This window comes from Streptococcus suis (assembly GCF_019856455.1).
In the GTDB taxonomy this organism is placed as follows: domain Bacteria; phylum Bacillota; class Bacilli; order Lactobacillales; family Streptococcaceae; genus Streptococcus; species Streptococcus suis_AE.
This window is the reverse complement of record NZ_CP082205.1, coordinates 446,843-462,989: the sequence shown is the minus strand read 5'-3', so window position 1 is coordinate 462,989 and position 16,147 is coordinate 446,843. Positions and strand designations below refer to the sequence as shown.

General features: G+C 44.2%; 17 protein-coding genes. 1 reads left to right on the top strand and 16 read right to left on the bottom strand.

What is annotated here, in order from left to right:
* Positions 1–45 precede the first annotated feature (45 nt).
* The 14 genes from K6969_RS02365 to K6969_RS02300 all read right to left on the bottom strand — a co-directional run bounded on the left by K6969_RS02365 (position 46) and on the right by K6969_RS02300 (position 11,954).
* Positions 46–819: an acetyl-CoA carboxylase carboxyl transferase subunit alpha gene (locus K6969_RS02365; RefSeq protein WP_171942739.1), complete on the bottom strand. Its 774-nt coding sequence runs from the start codon at positions 817–819 to the stop codon at positions 46–48.
* Positions 816–1,682 carry an acetyl-CoA carboxylase, carboxyltransferase subunit beta gene (gene accD / locus K6969_RS02360; protein ID WP_024418178.1) on the bottom strand — a complete coding sequence of 289 codons (867 nt, stop codon included), beginning with the start codon at positions 1,680–1,682 and terminating at the stop codon, positions 816–818. The genes K6969_RS02365 and accD overlap by 4 nt, the downstream gene beginning before the upstream one ends.
* A 14-nt stretch (positions 1,683–1,696) precedes the next feature.
* Positions 1,697–3,070 (bottom strand): acetyl-CoA carboxylase biotin carboxylase subunit, encoded by a 1,374-nt coding sequence (locus K6969_RS02355; RefSeq protein WP_321537451.1) that lies wholly within the window; start codon positions 3,068–3,070, stop codon positions 1,697–1,699.
* 296 nt (positions 3,071–3,366) lie between these two features.
* The gene (fabZ, locus tag K6969_RS02350; RefSeq protein ID WP_321537450.1) at positions 3,367–3,789 is read right to left on the bottom strand and encodes a 3-hydroxyacyl-ACP dehydratase FabZ; all 423 of its coding nucleotides are present in this window, start codon (positions 3,787–3,789) and stop codon (positions 3,367–3,369) included.
* Complete coding sequence (gene accB / locus K6969_RS02345; protein WP_029174474.1) at positions 3,786–4,262, bottom strand: acetyl-CoA carboxylase biotin carboxyl carrier protein; 477 nt, start codon at positions 4,260–4,262, stop codon at positions 3,786–3,788. The genes fabZ and accB overlap by 4 nt, the downstream gene beginning before the upstream one ends.
* Complete coding sequence (gene fabF / locus K6969_RS02340; protein WP_029174475.1) at positions 4,263–5,498, bottom strand: beta-ketoacyl-ACP synthase II; 1,236 nt, start codon at positions 5,496–5,498, stop codon at positions 4,263–4,265.
* 13 nt (positions 5,499–5,511) lie between these two features.
* Positions 5,512–6,246 carry a 3-oxoacyl-[acyl-carrier-protein] reductase gene (gene fabG, locus K6969_RS02335; RefSeq protein WP_029174476.1) on the bottom strand — a complete coding sequence of 245 codons (735 nt, stop codon included), beginning with the start codon at positions 6,244–6,246 and terminating at the stop codon, positions 5,512–5,514.
* A gap of 9 nt (positions 6,247–6,255) precedes the next feature.
* A complete protein-coding gene (gene fabD, locus K6969_RS02330) occupies positions 6,256–7,176 on the bottom strand; it encodes an ACP S-malonyltransferase (protein WP_029174477.1) in 921 nt (306 codons plus the stop codon).
* Position 7,177: 1 nt separating this feature from the next.
* Positions 7,178–8,143: an enoyl-[acyl-carrier-protein] reductase FabK gene (fabK, locus tag K6969_RS02325; RefSeq protein WP_029174478.1), complete on the bottom strand. Its 966-nt coding sequence runs from the start codon at positions 8,141–8,143 to the stop codon at positions 7,178–7,180.
* 168 nt (positions 8,144–8,311) lie between these two features.
* Positions 8,312–8,536, bottom strand: a complete 225-nt coding sequence (locus K6969_RS02320) for an acyl carrier protein (RefSeq protein ID WP_002938891.1) — start codon at positions 8,534–8,536, stop codon at positions 8,312–8,314.
* 59 nt (positions 8,537–8,595) lie between these two features.
* Positions 8,596–9,573 (bottom strand): beta-ketoacyl-ACP synthase III, encoded by a 978-nt coding sequence (locus K6969_RS02315; RefSeq protein WP_029174479.1) that lies wholly within the window; start codon positions 9,571–9,573, stop codon positions 8,596–8,598.
* Entirely contained in the window at positions 9,570–10,004 is a 435-nt protein-coding gene (locus K6969_RS02310) for a MarR family winged helix-turn-helix transcriptional regulator (protein ID WP_002942505.1), read from the bottom strand. The genes K6969_RS02315 and K6969_RS02310 overlap by 4 nt, the downstream gene beginning before the upstream one ends.
* 80 nt (positions 10,005–10,084) lie before the next feature.
* Entirely contained in the window at positions 10,085–10,876 is a 792-nt protein-coding gene (locus K6969_RS02305; RefSeq protein ID WP_012027714.1) for an enoyl-CoA hydratase, read from the bottom strand.
* A 436-nt stretch (positions 10,877–11,312) separates the two neighbouring features.
* Entirely contained in the window at positions 11,313–11,954 is a 642-nt protein-coding gene (locus tag K6969_RS02300; RefSeq protein ID WP_044760060.1) for an HAD family hydrolase, read from the bottom strand.
* Between the two features lie 176 nt (positions 11,955–12,130).
* On the opposite strand from K6969_RS02300, the gene K6969_RS02295 reads away from it, so the two are divergent.
* Positions 12,131–13,486, top strand: a complete 1,356-nt coding sequence (locus K6969_RS02295) for an aspartate kinase (RefSeq protein WP_171942740.1) — start codon at positions 12,131–12,133, stop codon at positions 13,484–13,486.
* A gap of 1,172 nt (positions 13,487–14,658) precedes the next feature.
* On the opposite strand, the gene alr is transcribed toward K6969_RS02295, so the two are convergent.
* Complete coding sequence (gene alr, locus K6969_RS02290; protein WP_171942741.1) at positions 14,659–15,762, bottom strand: alanine racemase; 1,104 nt, start codon at positions 15,760–15,762, stop codon at positions 14,659–14,661.
* Positions 15,755–16,114 (bottom strand): holo-ACP synthase, encoded by a 360-nt coding sequence (acpS, locus tag K6969_RS02285; protein ID WP_321537449.1) that lies wholly within the window; start codon positions 16,112–16,114, stop codon positions 15,755–15,757. The genes alr and acpS overlap by 8 nt, the downstream gene beginning before the upstream one ends.
* Between the last annotated feature and the right edge of the window lie 33 nt (positions 16,115–16,147).

Genomic DNA, 16,147 nt, shown 5'->3' with positions numbered 1-16,147 from the left:
ATTTTATTTATTATATCAAATATCACAAAAAAATACTAGGTCTTCCTAGTATTTTCTAAAGCGTTGATAGCGGTTTTCGAGCAATTTATCAAGTGGCAAGGCTTGTAGTTGAGCCAACTGGCTGATGAGGTTTTCCTTGATGTCAACCAAGACTTCCTTGGTCGCTCTGCCATTTTCCAAAACCACCCGATCGACCACTTGGAGCTTCTCCAACTCATAGGAGGTGATCTTCATGAGTTCGGCCGCTTCCATGGCCCGACTGCCGTCTTTCCAGAGGATAGAGGCGAAACCTTCGGGGCTGAGGACGGCGTACATGGAGTTTTCCAGCATCCAGACCTGGTCTGCGACCGCTAGAGCCAGAGCTCCACCAGAGCCTCCCTCGCCGATGATAATAGCGATAATGGGCACCTTGAGATCACTCATCTCCATGAGGTTGCGGGCAATGGCCTCGCCCTGCCCACGCTCCTCGGCACCGACGCCTGGATAGGCTCCAGCAGTATTGATGAAGGTAACAACGGGACGCCCGAACTTCTCCGCCTGTTTCATGAGACGAAGGGCCTTGCGGTAGCCTTCTGGGTGAGGTTGACCGAAATTCCGTTTGAGGTTGTCCTGAAGGTTCTTCCCTTTTTGAATACCGATAACTGTCACAGGCTGACCTGCTAAAAAGCCAATCCCACCGACAACCGCTCCATCATCGCGGAAATTCCGATCTCCGTGCAATTCGATAAAGTCATCAAAGAGCTGTGTGGCATAGTCCAAGGTGGTCAGGCGAACCTGGTCACGTGCCAAACGGATCATACGTGCTACATCACTGGTCATCTGACACCTCCATGCATTCTCAACAAGCGACTGATGGTCGCAGGCAGGTCTTGGCGTTTGACAATAGCGTCAACAAAGCCGTGTTCTTGTAAAAATTCAGCCTTCTGGAAATCATCAGGCAGATTTTCCCGAACGGTTGACTCAATAACCCTACGGCCTGCAAATCCTACCAAGGTCTGCGGCTCTGCTAGGATAATATCACCTTCCATGGCAAAACTAGCCGTTACACCTCCTGTTGTGGGGTCTGTCAAGACCGTCAGGTAAAAGAGGCCAGCATTGGAATGGCGTTTCACTGCTGCTGAAATCTTGGCCATTTGCATCAGGCTCATGATGCCTTCCTGCATGCGAGCACCACCAGATGCGGTAAAGAGGACGACTGGCAGTTTCTCTTCAGTAGCCAACTCAAAGAGGCGGGTAATTTTCTCACCAACTACCGTTCCCATAGAGGCCATGATAAAGTGAGAATCCATGATTCCCAAAGCAACTGGCTGTCCGCCGATTGTTGCCTTGCCTGTCAAAACAGCCTCGTCCAAGCCTGTCTTTTGACGGGTGGCTGCTAATTTCTCTAGATAATTGGGGAAGTCCAAGGGATTTTTGGTTTCAATCCCCGTAAATAATTCCTCAAACGAACCGTCATCAACTGTCAAAGCCAGGCGTTCCTGGGCTGTAATCCGAAAATTATAGGAACAGTGTTGACAGGTTTTCTCTGGTCCCAAGTCCTTCTTGTAGAGGATTTCCTTACAAGCTGGGCATTTGGAAAAGAGTTCATCTGGCACCTCTGGCTTTGCTTGAGGTGCTGACTCTATCCGCGAACGATTGGGATTGATGCGGATATATTTGTCCTTTTTGCGAAACAAAGCCATAGCATTCTCCTAGTTTACTTTTTTAATTCTTCCTGATAGCGGGGTAAAAATTCCTCCATGAGGTAGGCGGTGTCGTAATCACCAGCCACCACTCGCTTGTCGGAAATCAAGTCCAGCTGGAAGTCCGTATTGGTCACCACTCCGTCAATTTCCAATTCGTAGAGGGCTCGCTGCATCTTCATCAGGGCTTCAAAACGATTTTCCCCATGCACGATGACCTTAGCTATCATCGAATCATAGTAAGGCGGAATGGTGTAGCCTGGATAAACTGCCGAATCTACACGCAAACCAACCCCTCCGCTTGGCAGGTAGAGGTTGGAAATCTTACCTGGACTTGGAGCGAAGTTGAAGGCTGGATTTTCAGCATTGATGCGACATTCAATGGCATGACCTGTAATCCGCACATCTTCTTGGCGAACGCTGAGTTCCTGACCAGCTGCAATCTTGATTTGCTCCTTGACAATATCCACACCAGTTACAAATTCAGTTACAGGATGTTCTACCTGCACCCGTGTGTTCATTTCCATGAAGTAAAATTCGTCCTTGGCTTCGTCCAAGAGGAACTCAATAGTCCCCGCATTTTCATAGCCGACTGATTGGGCTGCACGGACCGCAGCCTGACCGATCCGATTCCGCATAGTCTGACCAATAGCGATGGATGGTGCCTCTTCTAAGACCTTCTGGTTGTTGCGTTGAAGGGAACAATCCCGTTCTCCCAGATGGATGACATGCCCATGTTGGTCCGCTAAAATCTGCACCTCGATATGCCGGGCAGGATAGACAACACGCTCCATATACATGGCTCCGCTTCCAAAGGCTGCCTTGGCTTCGCTGGAAGCTGATTCAAAGGCAGGCACTAGTTCTTCGGCTTTTTCCACCTTACGAATCCCCTTACCGCCACCACCTGCCGATGCCTTGAGCATGACGGGGTAACCAATCTTTTCCGCGATTTCAAGGGCTTCTTGGCTGGTCAAAACTTCGCCGTCCGATCCTGGAATGACAGGCACTTGGGCCTTAATCATCTCTGCACGTGCATTGATTTTATCGCCCATGGTATCCATAACCATCCCAGAAGGTCCGATGAACTTGATACCAACCTCTTCACAAAGGGTGGCGAACTTAGAGTTTTCACTCAAAAATCCAAAGCCAGGATGAATGGCCTGGGCACCTGTCACAACAGCCGCCGAGATGACTGCCTGCATATTGAGATAGGAGTCTGTCGAACGGGCTGGGCCGATACAGACAGCCTCATCTGCCAACATGGTGTGGAGAGCTTCCTTGTCAGCCTCTGAATAGACAGCTACCGTCGCAATTCCTAGCTCTCTGGCCGCACGAATAATCCGCACCGCAATCTCACCACGATTGGCAATCAAAATCTTCTCAAACATGATGAATCCTATCTCCTTTTTAACATAGAATAATTGTTATAACAATCTCAAGGTGAGAATATTAAATAACGGTTATCAATAGCAGTTCTTCATTTTACTTTTAGTGCTTGCTCCAAAGGTTTGGGAAACCTTTGGAGGTTGGAAATGAGACGAATAAAATTCGTATCAATTGTTGTAGACAGTACTTGGGTACGGCAAAACGAGTTCAAATAATGATGAAATTATTTGAAGTTGGAAATAAGGAAACGAAGTTTCCTCGTTCGTCGACGCAATAAAAGATAAAATGGAGAACTGATTTATTTTCCAATACCAAAAGTCAACGTCCCCGACGCAGCCAGTTTTCTGTCCACCTCTGCCTTTGCCTCAACGACCGCAATGGTTCCACGGCGTTTGACAAATTTAGCTGTCATAATCAACTGGTCACCAGGTACAACTTGCTTCTTAAATTTGACCTTGTCCATGCCGGCATAAAAAACCAGCTTGCCCTTGTTTTCTTCCTTGGATAACTCCAAGACACCTGCGGTTTGAGCCAAGGCCTCCATGATGAGAACACCTGGCATAACAGGATAGTCTGGGAAATGCCCGTTGAAGAAGGGCTCGTTAATGGTCACATTTTTGAGGGCGACAATCTCATCTTCCGATACTTCAAGGACACGATCGACCAAGAGCATAGGGTAGCGATGAGGTAGTGCCTCTTTAATTTTCAAAATATCAATCATTTGATGCGTACCAATCCTTGTCCAAATTCTACAACGTCCTGATTGGCCACCAAAATCTCTGTGACCACACCGTCACGGTCAGCAGGCACTTCGTTCATGACCTTCATGGCTTCGATAATCATGAGGGTCTGCCCTTTTTTGACCGTATCGCCAACTGCTACAAAGGCTGGCTTGTCAGGGGCTGGCGACAAATAAGCCACCCCGACCAAGGGACTTTCCATTACCGCACCTTCTGCCGCAGGGGCTGAGCTGGCTTCTACTGGAGCTGGCTCACTCATTTCAACTGCTGGCACAGGGGCTGGGCTTGCAGGAGCTACTGGAGCAAGCGGAGCTTCTACGATTGGACTCGGAGCCGCTGTCGCCTGCTGGTTTTTACTGAAATGCAAGGTTTCCCCAGCATTGCTATATGAAAATTCTCGCAAACTTGACTGATCAAACTGACTCATCAGGTCCTTAATTTCTGTAATATTCACTTAGGCCTCCCAACGTTTGAAAGCAATCACCGAGTTGTGACCTCCAAAGCCAAATGTATTTGAAATGGCATGACGGATTTCCATATCACGCCCCTGTCCATAAATGACATCCGCTTCAATATCTTCAGATAATTCTGTCGTACCAGCTGTCTTTGGTGCGTAAGAGTGACGCATAGCCTCAATAACAGCCGCCGCTTCAACGGCACCCGCTGCCCCCAACAAGTGACCAGTGAAGGACTTGGTAGAAGAAACTGGCGTGTTCTTTCCGAAGACGGATACGATAGCTTGGCTTTCCCCTTTTTCATTAGCCGGTGTCGAAGTACCATGGGCATTGATGTAGTCAATATCAGCTGGCTCTAAACCTGCTTCTGAAATGGCCAACTTCATGGCCTTAATAGCACCCAGACCTTCTGGATGTGGCGAAGTCATGTGGTAAGCATCGCAAGTATTTCCATAACCAACGATTTCAGCCAAAATCGTCGCCCCACGCGCCTCTGCGTGTTCCAAACTTTCCAATACTAAAACCGCGGAACCCTCTCCCATGACAAAACCATTGCGGTCCTTGTCAAATGGAATAGACGCACGTTCTGGATCCTCAGTAGTCGACATAGCTGTCAAAGCTTGGAAACCACCGATTGCAAACGGAGTAATGGCTGCTTCTGCTCCACCTGCCAACATGACATCTTGGAAACCAAACTTGATTTCACGGAAGGCTTCTCCTAAGGCATCATTTGACGAAGCACAGGCTGTGATGACACACTTACAGACACCATTTGCACCGACCTGCATAGCAATATTTCCAGCAGCCATGTTTGGCAAGGCCTTTGGAAGAGCCATGGGACGAATGCGTTTTGGACCTTTTTCGTTCATCCGAGCCACTTGCTCTTCAATTTCTAAAATACCACCGATACCTGTTGATAAGATAACGCCAAAACGGTCACTATCCACTGTCTCTGTATCCAGCTGTGCATTAGCAATCGCTTCTTTAGCTGCATAGAGTGCATAGAGCGAGTAATTATCGTAGCGATTTGTATCCTTTTTAACGAAATATTTGTCAAAAGGAAAATCTTTTAATTCCGCAGCATTATGGACCGAATATTCACTGGTATCAAACTTGGTAATCTTTCCGATCCCAATTTTCCCAGCCTTCAAACTATCCCAGAACTCCTCTGGCGTATTTCCGATTGGAGATGTCAGACCGTAGCCTGTCACCACTACACGATTTAGTTTTGTCATTTTCAAACCTCTCTTACTGCATGGTCAAGCCGCCGTCAACCGCAATCACCTGTCCTGTTAGATATTCTTGCTTAGCCAAGAACACTGCTACATCCGCTACTTCTTCTGTCGCACCAAAGCGTTTCATAGGAATTTGTGCAGTCATAGCTTCTTTAATCTTGTCAGATAAAACATCTGTCATATCAGACTGGATAAAGCCCGGCGCAATCGCATTGACACGAACATTTCGCCCAGCAACCTCACGGGCAATGGCTTTAGTAAATCCAATCACACCTGCCTTAGAAGCAGAATAGTTGGCCTGTCCAGCATTTCCAATCAAGCCAGATACACTTGATAGATTGATAATAGCACCCTCACGAGCCTTTGTCATTGGTTTCAAAACAGCCTGCGTCATATTAAAAGTTCCAGTAAGATTTACCTTCAGAACCGTATCAAAATCCTCTTCTGTCATACGAAGAGCCATACCGTCTTTGGTAATCCCTGCATTGTTGACCAAAATATCGACGCTACCGAGAGTTCCGATAGCTTCTGCCACCATTCGTTTGGCATCTTCCGCGCTCGAAATATCTCCTGAAATAGCTAGGACTTTCACACCGTAATCTGCAAAGCTATCCAGCAAGTCCTGGCCTAGCTGACCACGACCGTTCAGCACCACATTGGCACCAAGACTGGCAAACTTATGGGCAATGGCCAAGCCGATTCCTCGGCTTGAACCTGTTACAAAAACATTTTTATTTGTTAATTCCATGATTCCTCCTCATGATTTATTCAATACTATTTGTAGTCCCTCTATGTCTTCAATTGCTATAACATGCGCCGTCTTATCGATTTTCTTGACAAATCCTGATAAGACTTTACCTGGACCAATTTCAATAAAGTTAGTCACACCGGCTTCCTGCATGGTTGCGATTGACTCATAGAAACGAACTGGTTCCATCACTTGACGGGTCAAGAGGGACTTGATGTCCTCTTTTTTCATGACCTTAGCTTCCGTATTACCGACCAACTCTACTTGGAAGTCCGAAAATTCCACCTGCTCCAAGGCCTGAGCCAATTGCTCCGACGCTGGACGCAAGAGAGCCGTATGGAAAGGCCCCGACACATTGAGGGGAATCATGCGTTTGACACCCGCCGCCTTCAAGGCTTCCACTGCCTCATCTACAGCTGCCACCTCGCCACCGATAACGATTTGGGCTGGTGTGTTGTAGTTGGCTGGAGAAACAATCCCAGAGGTAACAGATGAACAGACCTCTTCGATCAAGCTGACATCTGCATTAAGGACAGCGACCATCTTACCAGTCCCTGCTGGTGCAGCCGTCTCCATAAACTCACCCCGTTTGGCAATCAGGGCAATGGCATCTTCGAAGACCAGAGCACCTGAAGCAACCAAGGCTGCGTATTCTCCCAAGGACAAACCAGCCACCATGTCGGGTTTAATCCTCTTTTCTGCCAATAAACGATAAATAGCAAGGGAAGTTGTCAAAATCGCAGGCTGGGTATAGCGAGTCTGATGTAATTTATCCTCTTGATTGTCAATTAGGTCACGAATGTCATACCCCAGAAACTGACTAGCCTGGTCAAACGTTTCTCTAACTATCGGGTAATATTCGTAAAGGTCACGGGCCATCCCCACTGTCTGAGACCCTTGACCTGCAAAAAGAAAAGCTGTCTTTGTCATCCTATTCTCCAACCGAAGCCCAACGGCTTGCCTCTTCTCTAATCACTTTGGCTGCTCCATAATAGATGTCTTTCAAAATATCTTCACAAGATTCTTCTTTAGAAACCAGACCAGCAATTTGACCAGCCATCACGGAGCCATTTGTTACATCACCATCAACAACTGCATTACGAAGGGCACCTGCACCAAGTTCTTCAATAGCATCTGCTGAAATTTTACCTGCCAAGAAATCTTTCTCTGCAGCTGCATAAGCAGATGACAACTTATTCTTGATGGCTCTCACAGGATGTCCAACAATAGAAGCAGATACAGTTGTATCAATATCCTTAGCTTTTAAAACTTTTTCCTTATAAGCCTGATGGGCATTGGACTCTGTAGCTACTACAAAACGAGTTCCAACTTGCACCGCTTCTGCTCCCAACATAAAGGCTGCCGCAGCACCTGCACCATCTGCAATACCTCCAGCAGCAATAACAGGAATAGATACGGCTTCAACAACCTGACGAACCAAGGTCATGGTGGTCAATTTACCAATATGGCCTCCGGCTTCCATCCCTTCAGCGATGACGGCATCCACACCCAGTTTTTCCATGCGTTTAGCAAGGGCTACACTTGGTACAACAGGAATAACTGTAATCCCTGCAGCATGGAGACGCTCCATATACTTCCCTGGATTTCCTGCTCCTGTGGTGACAACTTTCACACCTTCTTCGATGACCAAGTCAACAATGTCATCTGCAAAAGGCGATAGGAGCATGATATTGACACCGAAAGGCTTGTCTGTGATGGACTTGACTTTATCAATGTTTGCCTTAACGACTTCTTTTGGAGCATTTCCTCCGCCGATGATTCCTAGACCACCTGCATTAGATACGGCACCAGCCAAATCTCCATCAGCTACCCAAGCCATACCACCTTGAAAAATTGGATACTTAATATCGAGCAATTCTGTTATTTTCATCTTCATAATTCCCTCATCTTTTTTCTTGCTTACCTAATCATTTGAATATCAAATCATTAGGTAAACAAGTGAAAGGTTGCCCCCTCACTCAAAAATAGTTTGATATCTCAATGTTTTGATTATCAAAGTATTTATTTTAAGAAAAATGCTAAATAGCACTTTCCTTAACAGTCATTATTTTGTTTTTTCTTCAACGTAGGCAACCAAATCGCCTACAGTAGTCAAACCTTCTTCAGTGTCGATTTGGATGTCGAATGCATCTTCGATTTCAGAGATAACTTGGAAAAGATCCAATGAATCTGCGTCCAAATCCTCAAAGGTTGTTGTAAGAGTTACTTCTTCAGCATCCTTACCCAATTCTTCAACGATGATTTCCTGTACTTTTTCAAATACTGCCATGATATGTGTCTCCTTTTGGAAAATAAAATATTTTAATCTTGCCTAGGGCAAGGAATTAACTAAAGTTGTAAGAGTAGAGTTCCCCATGTGAGGCCTCCACCGAAACCAGCCATGAGAATAGTCTGGCTTCCATCCAATCGCAACATTCCGCTCTCTACACATTCTGATAAGAGAATAGGAAGACTTGCTGCGCTGGTATTGCCATATTTATCCATATTTGCTGGAAATTTTTCACCCGCCACTCCCAATTTACGAGCCATCTTATCCAGAATACGTATATTGGCTTGATGGAGCAAGAAATAATCAACGCAATCCACAGTCATATCAGCTTGTTCTAGCAGCTCTGCCATGGTTGCCGTGACATCCCTCGTCGCAAATTCAAATATAGCTCTGCCCTCCATTTGGATAAAGGGTTGTTGACGACTTTGTGTCGAGAATGGCGTCTCTTTCTGGTCTATCCCTGCTGTCAGACTCGCACCTCGACCGCCATCCGTTCGCAAGATTTCTGCTAAAAAGCTCGGTTGTTCACACGCTTCCAGCAAAACTCCTCCAGCACCATCTCCAAATAAAACAGCCGTTGATCGATCTGACCAGTCGACAGACCTAGATAGGGTCTCTGCACCAATGACAAGTCCTCTCTTATAGACTCCTGAAGCAAGTAATTTTTCCGCTGTTGATAGCGCAAAAACAAATCCTGAACAAGCTGCAACGAGATTATAGGCGAAAGCCTTTTTCGCGCCAATTGCTGCTTGGACCATAGCTGCCGTAGATGGCATTGAAGCATCCGGAGTAATCGTTGCTACGATGATGAAGTCAATTTCACTAGCATCTAGCTGAGACTTTTCCAGTAATTTTCTAGCCACTTGACTAGCCAAATCACTCGTCGTCTCTCCAGTAACAATGTGTCGTTGACCGATACCTGTACGGCTACGAATCCACTCATCACTGGTATCCATTTGCTGGGCCAAATCATCATTGGTCACAATCTTCTTCGGAAGATAGTGGGCCACCTGACTGATTTTAGCATGGTTTCTCATTTCAAATCCTCCAAGAAGTGATAGAGTTTCATGAGTCCTTTCTTCATTACCTGATACTCTGCATCATCCATACCATCTGTAATCTGTTTCACCATTTCATTGTGAAATCGTTGATGTAAACGATAGACCAGTCGACCTTTTTTGGTCAGATAGAGATGAACAACTCGCCGATCTTTGGTCGAACGAATACGCTCAACATATCCTTTTCTTTCCAAATTGTTCAAGCTAGTTGTAACAGTACCTAAGGTTACCATCAAAGTCCGAGCAACATCACTCGGAGTAGCTCCATCAATACTTCCTATCACATCAATCGTGTGCATTTCCTTAATCGAAATATCATTGAATCGGCTACTACGCAGACTTGTTTCTTCAATCACCAACACATTGTTAAAAATGGCCGTTAGATATTCATTTACTTTTGGATCTTCCAAAACAGGCCTCCTTTACTTTGATAGTCAAAGTATAAACCATAAAACTTTGATTGTCAAATATTTTTTTACTAATTTAAAAATCAATCTCCCGTAAACACTGGTCTACGTCGTTCTGCATGCGCTCGAACTCCCTCTTTAAAATCCTCTTTATAGGCCAATGTTTCTTGTAAATCCAGCTCCAATCGGCGATAAGACTCCCAGTCTTTAAATTGGCTTTCCCATGTCAGTTGTTTGATTGCTGCATAAGAGTTTACTGAGCCTCGCAAGAGTTTTTTTATGACCTGGGCAACTGTCTTTTCTAGTTTTTCTGGCTCTGCCAATTTATAAATAATCCCATATTCTAAAGCCTTATCCGCTGATAAGCCCTCTCCAGTCATCGCCAAGTGACTAGCACGATTAGCCCCAATAGCACGACTCAGTAGAAAGAGTCCCCCCGCATCCGGCGCAAGTCCAACACCTACAAAGGCTTGGATGAATTTTGTCTTGCTGGAGGCAATAACAAAATCAGCTGCCACTGCCATATTAGCCGCGGCTCCAGCCACTGCCCCATCCGTCACCATAATGACCACTTTAGACAATTTCTTCATCGCAAACGAAATATCATTCACCAGCTCTGCTATTTTTACCAAAGAAGCAATATCATCATCATCCACTGCACGCTTCATCTCAACTAAATCTCCACCCACGGAGAAAATGGAACCCTGTGCTTGAATTTGTAAAATTTTGACGGAGGCATCCCCTTCTGCAAGGCGGATTGCTTCTAAGATTTCTTCACACATAGGAATATTAAAACCATTTGCCACTTCCGGTCTGTTTAAAGTTAGAATCGCTACGGAATCAATTACTTCATAACGAATTGTTTGGTAGGCCATTCTCTTGCTCCTTTCAAAATAGTTTGATAATTAAAAGATTTGAATATCAAACTTCAAATTCTTGTTTTCCATTGTAACACAGTTTTTATAATTGTCACTTTTTTTCTAGCAAGTAAAGTGTGACGTCCGAAAAAGATGGAGGCCATTATCGCAATATAAAATTTAGATATGCTAGAAAATAACGTGTCTAAGAACCTATATTCACACGAAAAGCGCCTTGGCTTTTTCACTCATCAAGGTAGTTTTTGCATGAAATACTGACTATATTTTTAAAAAACAACCTCAATATACAAGTCTGAACTGTAAATTATAGGCTCTAAGTTTAATTTACAACTTTCATTTTTTACATCAATAATTTTGGAAGATCTAACTGGATTCTGAGCTAGAAATACCATTTTTCACGAGAACTGATACTTGGACTAAAATATAACATTTCTTAAAATCGCAATAAGTCAAAGGCATCTTCAAGATTGTCTACCAATTTGTCTGCTTTCGACTGATCAATTCCATAATGCTGGTCTCGAATAGCCCAAACTGTCAAACCTGCTTTTTTAGCAGCTTCAATCCCCTTCGCACTATCTTCAAATACTAAAATGTCCGATTTAGCTACTCCTGTTGCACTGGCTGCTTTCACATAAACCGCGGGATCTGGTTTTGGGGCCTCACAATCCATCGCTGAGAAAACATGACTAAAGTGAGAGCGTATACCAGCATCTAGTAGAGCACGTTCGATTTCTGAACGGTCGGTATTTGAAGCCAAAACTACAGGAATACCTTGGATAGTTAGTCTCTCCAATACCGCTTTAACTTCAGGAAAAATCCGCTCTGCATAAGGGGTTGGTCGCTTTTCTTTATACACACGATATTCTTCTTCCAAGGCAGGGACATCCCAGTTATCATAATCATCCCCTAAAATCCGTTTCCAAATTTGACTAGCCCTTCCACCGACAAATATAGATGGATCCAAATGATCAACCGATAAACCTTTTGTCGCTAAAAAATCCGCTCGACGTTGAAAATAGAATGTTTCTGTATCAAAAAGTACACCATCCATGTCGAAAATAATTGCTTTTACCATACTCGCCTCCTATTACTTTAATTGTAACACAGTTGAAAGAAAAAAATGTTTTTCTGAAATTTTCATACTTGCCTCTTGTTCGTTTTTCGATAAAATTCTTGGCAAGATTTGTCTGAACATACTGACAATTTCATATCATTCTGCTATAATAGAAAAAAATATCCAAGGAGATGAGAATGAAAGTTATTAAATTTGGGGGAAGCTCACTTGCTTCTGCTGGACAGTTAGAAAAAGTTTTCAATATTGTTCAATCTGATTCAGAACGTCGCTTTGTTGTGGTGTCTGCACCTGGAAAACGCAATGCCGAGGATACTAAAGTTACTGATGCGTTGATTAAATATTATAAAGAATATGTTAACGGAAAAGATGTGACTGCCAGTCAAGAATGGATCATCAACCGTTATCAGGCAATGGTTGACGAACTTGGTTTCACAGCTAACAGCATGAAGAAAATCGCAGACAGCATCATCTCTTTGGCCAGCCTACCAATTGATGATAACGAATTCCTTTACGACGCATTCTTAGCAGCTGGTGAAGATAATAATGCCAAATTGATTGCCGAATATTTTACCCACAGAGGATTGCCTGCACGCTATGTACATCCTAAAAAAGCTGGTATTATTGTCAGCTCCGAACCAGGAAATGCTCGCATTTTGCCTTCAAGTTATGACAAAATCGAAGAGCTTCGTGATACAGATGAAGTACTCATTATCCCAGGATTCTTCGGTGTAACTGTTGATAACCAGATTTGTACCTTCTCACGAGGTGGATCGGACATTACAGGTTCCATCATTGCTGCCGGGGTCAAGGCTGACCTCTATGAAAACTTTACAGATGTCGATGGTATTTTTGCTGCCCATCCTGGCATCATTAAAAATCCACATTCAATCAAAGAATTGACCTATCGTGAAATGCGAGAATTAGCTTATGCAGGTTTCTCCGTCCTCCACGATGAAGCCCTCCTTCCTGCCTATCGCGGGCGGATTCCATTGGTTATCAAAAACACCAATAACCCAACTCACCCTGGTACCCGAATTGTACACAAACATACCGAGCAAACAGTTCCTGTTGTCGGTATTGCTACAGACGATGGTTTTGTCAGCATTAACTTGTCCAAATACTTGATGAACCGTGAAGTTGGTTTTGGTCGCAAGGTGTTGCAAATTCTCGAAGATCTCAATATTCGCTGGGAGCACATGCCGACCGGGATTGACGATTTATCCATCGTAGTCCGTGAGCGTGAATTGACTCCTATCAAGGAAGAAGAGATCCTTCGTCAACTCAATACGAAAATGGAAGTTGACAAGGCCGAAATCGAACATGGTTTATCTATTATCATGATTGTTGGTGAAAATATGAAGAGCCATGTCGGTGTAACAGCTACCGCTACCACTGCCCTCTCTAAACAAAATGTCAACTTGGCAATGATTTCACAGGGAGCCAGCGAAGTTTCTGTTATGTTCGTTGTCAAAACCGAAGAAAAGAAACGCGCTCTGCACGCACTCTATGAAGCTTTTTTTAACGAGCAATAATCACAACGAGGTCGGTCAGTTCCCTCTTCATACTCTTCGAAAATCAAAACCAGACGTTGTTGACTTGATTTGATGAGTGTCAAGCTCCATTGGAGCTAGTCTGATTTTAATTTTCATTGAGTACCAATTAAAATTTGAATAAACAAAAATAGCTTAGAATCAACGTTTCTGACGATGCAATTCTAAGCTATTTTTTTATACTCAATGAAAATCAAAAGTAGCCTAGGAAACGAAGTCGAAGATAGAACCGGAGTTCATCAAGGCAAGTTGACAACGAATAATTTTGATTTTCGAAGAGTATTAGACTTTTTGACCAGCCTCATTATAGTCTTTTAGTTTACTTTTAGTACTCGCTCCAACTATCTGGGAGATAGTTGGAGACTGGGGACAAAGGGAGTGGGAAAGAACTCGACCAAGATAAAAAGAGTCCGTCAACAAGTCTTTATTTCTAGTTGTTGAGCTGAAACAGTCTAACCCCAGACTGTTTCACTCCCACCCCCGCACAGCTCAAACTGTCTGGGAGACAGTTTGAGGTTGGAGATAAGGCGAACTCTGTTCGCATCAGTCGTAGAGGCCAGATTTGGAGTGCAAAACACGAACAAATCTGCCAATCAACCACTGCGCTGATATGTTGACACGAACTCTGAGTAGTGGTCCTAGACTTTTTGACCAGCCTCATCAAAAGCCACAGGCATAACTCAATGCTTTCTTATTTCTAGGTGACCAGCTGATGTACTTCGCTTTTTTGTTTTCAGGCTCAGGTACGAATAGTCCACTGGACTATTCGTATCCCCCAGATTGCTTGCAAAGCAAGTCACTTTTACAAAATCAGGCAAGGCGAGTTCAAACAATCCAGTGGAGTGTTTGAAGTTGGAAATAGGGAATGGGAAAGAACTCGACCAAGATAAAAAGAGTTCGTCTTCCCACCCCCGCACAGTTGATTAGGCCAGATTTGGAGTGCAAAACACGAACAAATCTGCCAATCAACCACTGCGCTGATATGTTGACACGAACTCTGAGTAGTGGTCCTGGGCTTTTTGCCCAGCCTCCTTACGTCGAAGTAATAAAAGTCAACTAAATGACGATATTTGTATTATAGACAATCTATAGGCAACACTTCTCTAATATTTTAGCCTTCTATTCCTAGTGAAAGAGGCGGATTATCGTCACATTTACTCAAAAATTCGAGGTAGACGATCTGTCAAAAGACAAACCACCTCGTAATTTATGGTTCCGATGCGATCAGCCCACTCCTGAACAGAGATCGTTTTATCTCTATCTTGACCGATTAGGGTGACTTTTTGACCAAGCGGATAAGCATGAGGTAAACGAATGGTGATCTGGTCCATCGAAATACGCCCTACAATTTCACAGGCCTGCCCATCGACTAGGACTGATAAGCCTTGTAAGCTTCGTACGAGACCGTCTGCATATCCTATCGGAACGGTCGCAATCCATTCTGAATCGGTGCTGTGATAAGTAGCTCCGTAGCCAATTGTTGTGCCAGCTTCAACCTGCTTTACATGAACAATTTCAGATACGAGAGATAAGGCTGGTTGAACATCAAACGGGAGTTCTAGCACTCGTCCACTTGGATTAAGTCCATAAAGAATGTTTCCCAAACGAACCAGGTTAAATACTGTATCAGCATGCCAAATGCTTGTTGCTGAATTGCTGGCATGAATCCAGCGCGGAGTAATTGGTAGAACATCCAAAAATTCTTTAAAAACAGACAGTTGACCCTCGAAGTGCGCCTGTTCAACCTCATCCGCAGTAGCAAAATGAGTATAAACTCCTTCGATGTCATACTCTAATTCTTCAAGGATAGCAATCGCTTGTAGCAAATCGGCTATTTTTCTAAAACCAATCCGCCCCATACCTGTATCCAGCTTAAGATGGACAGTTAGACCAGATAAATCAGCCTCTAAGTCTTTTGCATCTTGCAACCAGTCCAGACTGGCAACTGTCACACTGATATTGAGTTGATGAGCTACTGGTAAAAAACGTACAGGAACCACTCCTAAAATCAAGATAGGATGCTCGATACCTGCTTTACGTAACTCTAATGCTTCATCCAAATTCGAAACACAAAAACCAGCTGCTTGACTGGATAACTTTTTCGCTACCGCAACAGCTCCATGACCATAAGCATTCGCCTTAACAACTGCAAATGCTTCGGTCTTATGGGGCAAGTTGGTCATTACTTGCTCGAAATTTTCCGCAATCGCATCTAAGTCAACCCGAATTTGCGTGGGTCGATGTTCACTTTCAATCATCTTTCTCCTCCAAAATCACACTAGCTTGTACAAAATTTCCTGAATGGCTAATGCTGAGCCAAATATTCCCATCAAAGGGACTCTTCGTCACATAGGGAACTCCTTTGCTGGTATTCAGAATTTCAATATCATGAAATCCTATCTTACCAATGCCTGTCCCCAAGGCCTTGGTCAGTGCTTCTTTGGCTGACCAACGTCCAGCTAAATATTCTAACTGACGGCGACCGGACAGACTTTGATACCGTTCAAATTCTTTCTCTGTGAGAATCTTTTGGGGAAACCCTTGGTGTTTGATTCTGGCACTTTCAATCGCCGCCATCTCCTGAAGGTCAATGCCATGTCCTACTATCATTAATCGGTCTCCTTTTGCATAGTCAATTCATTT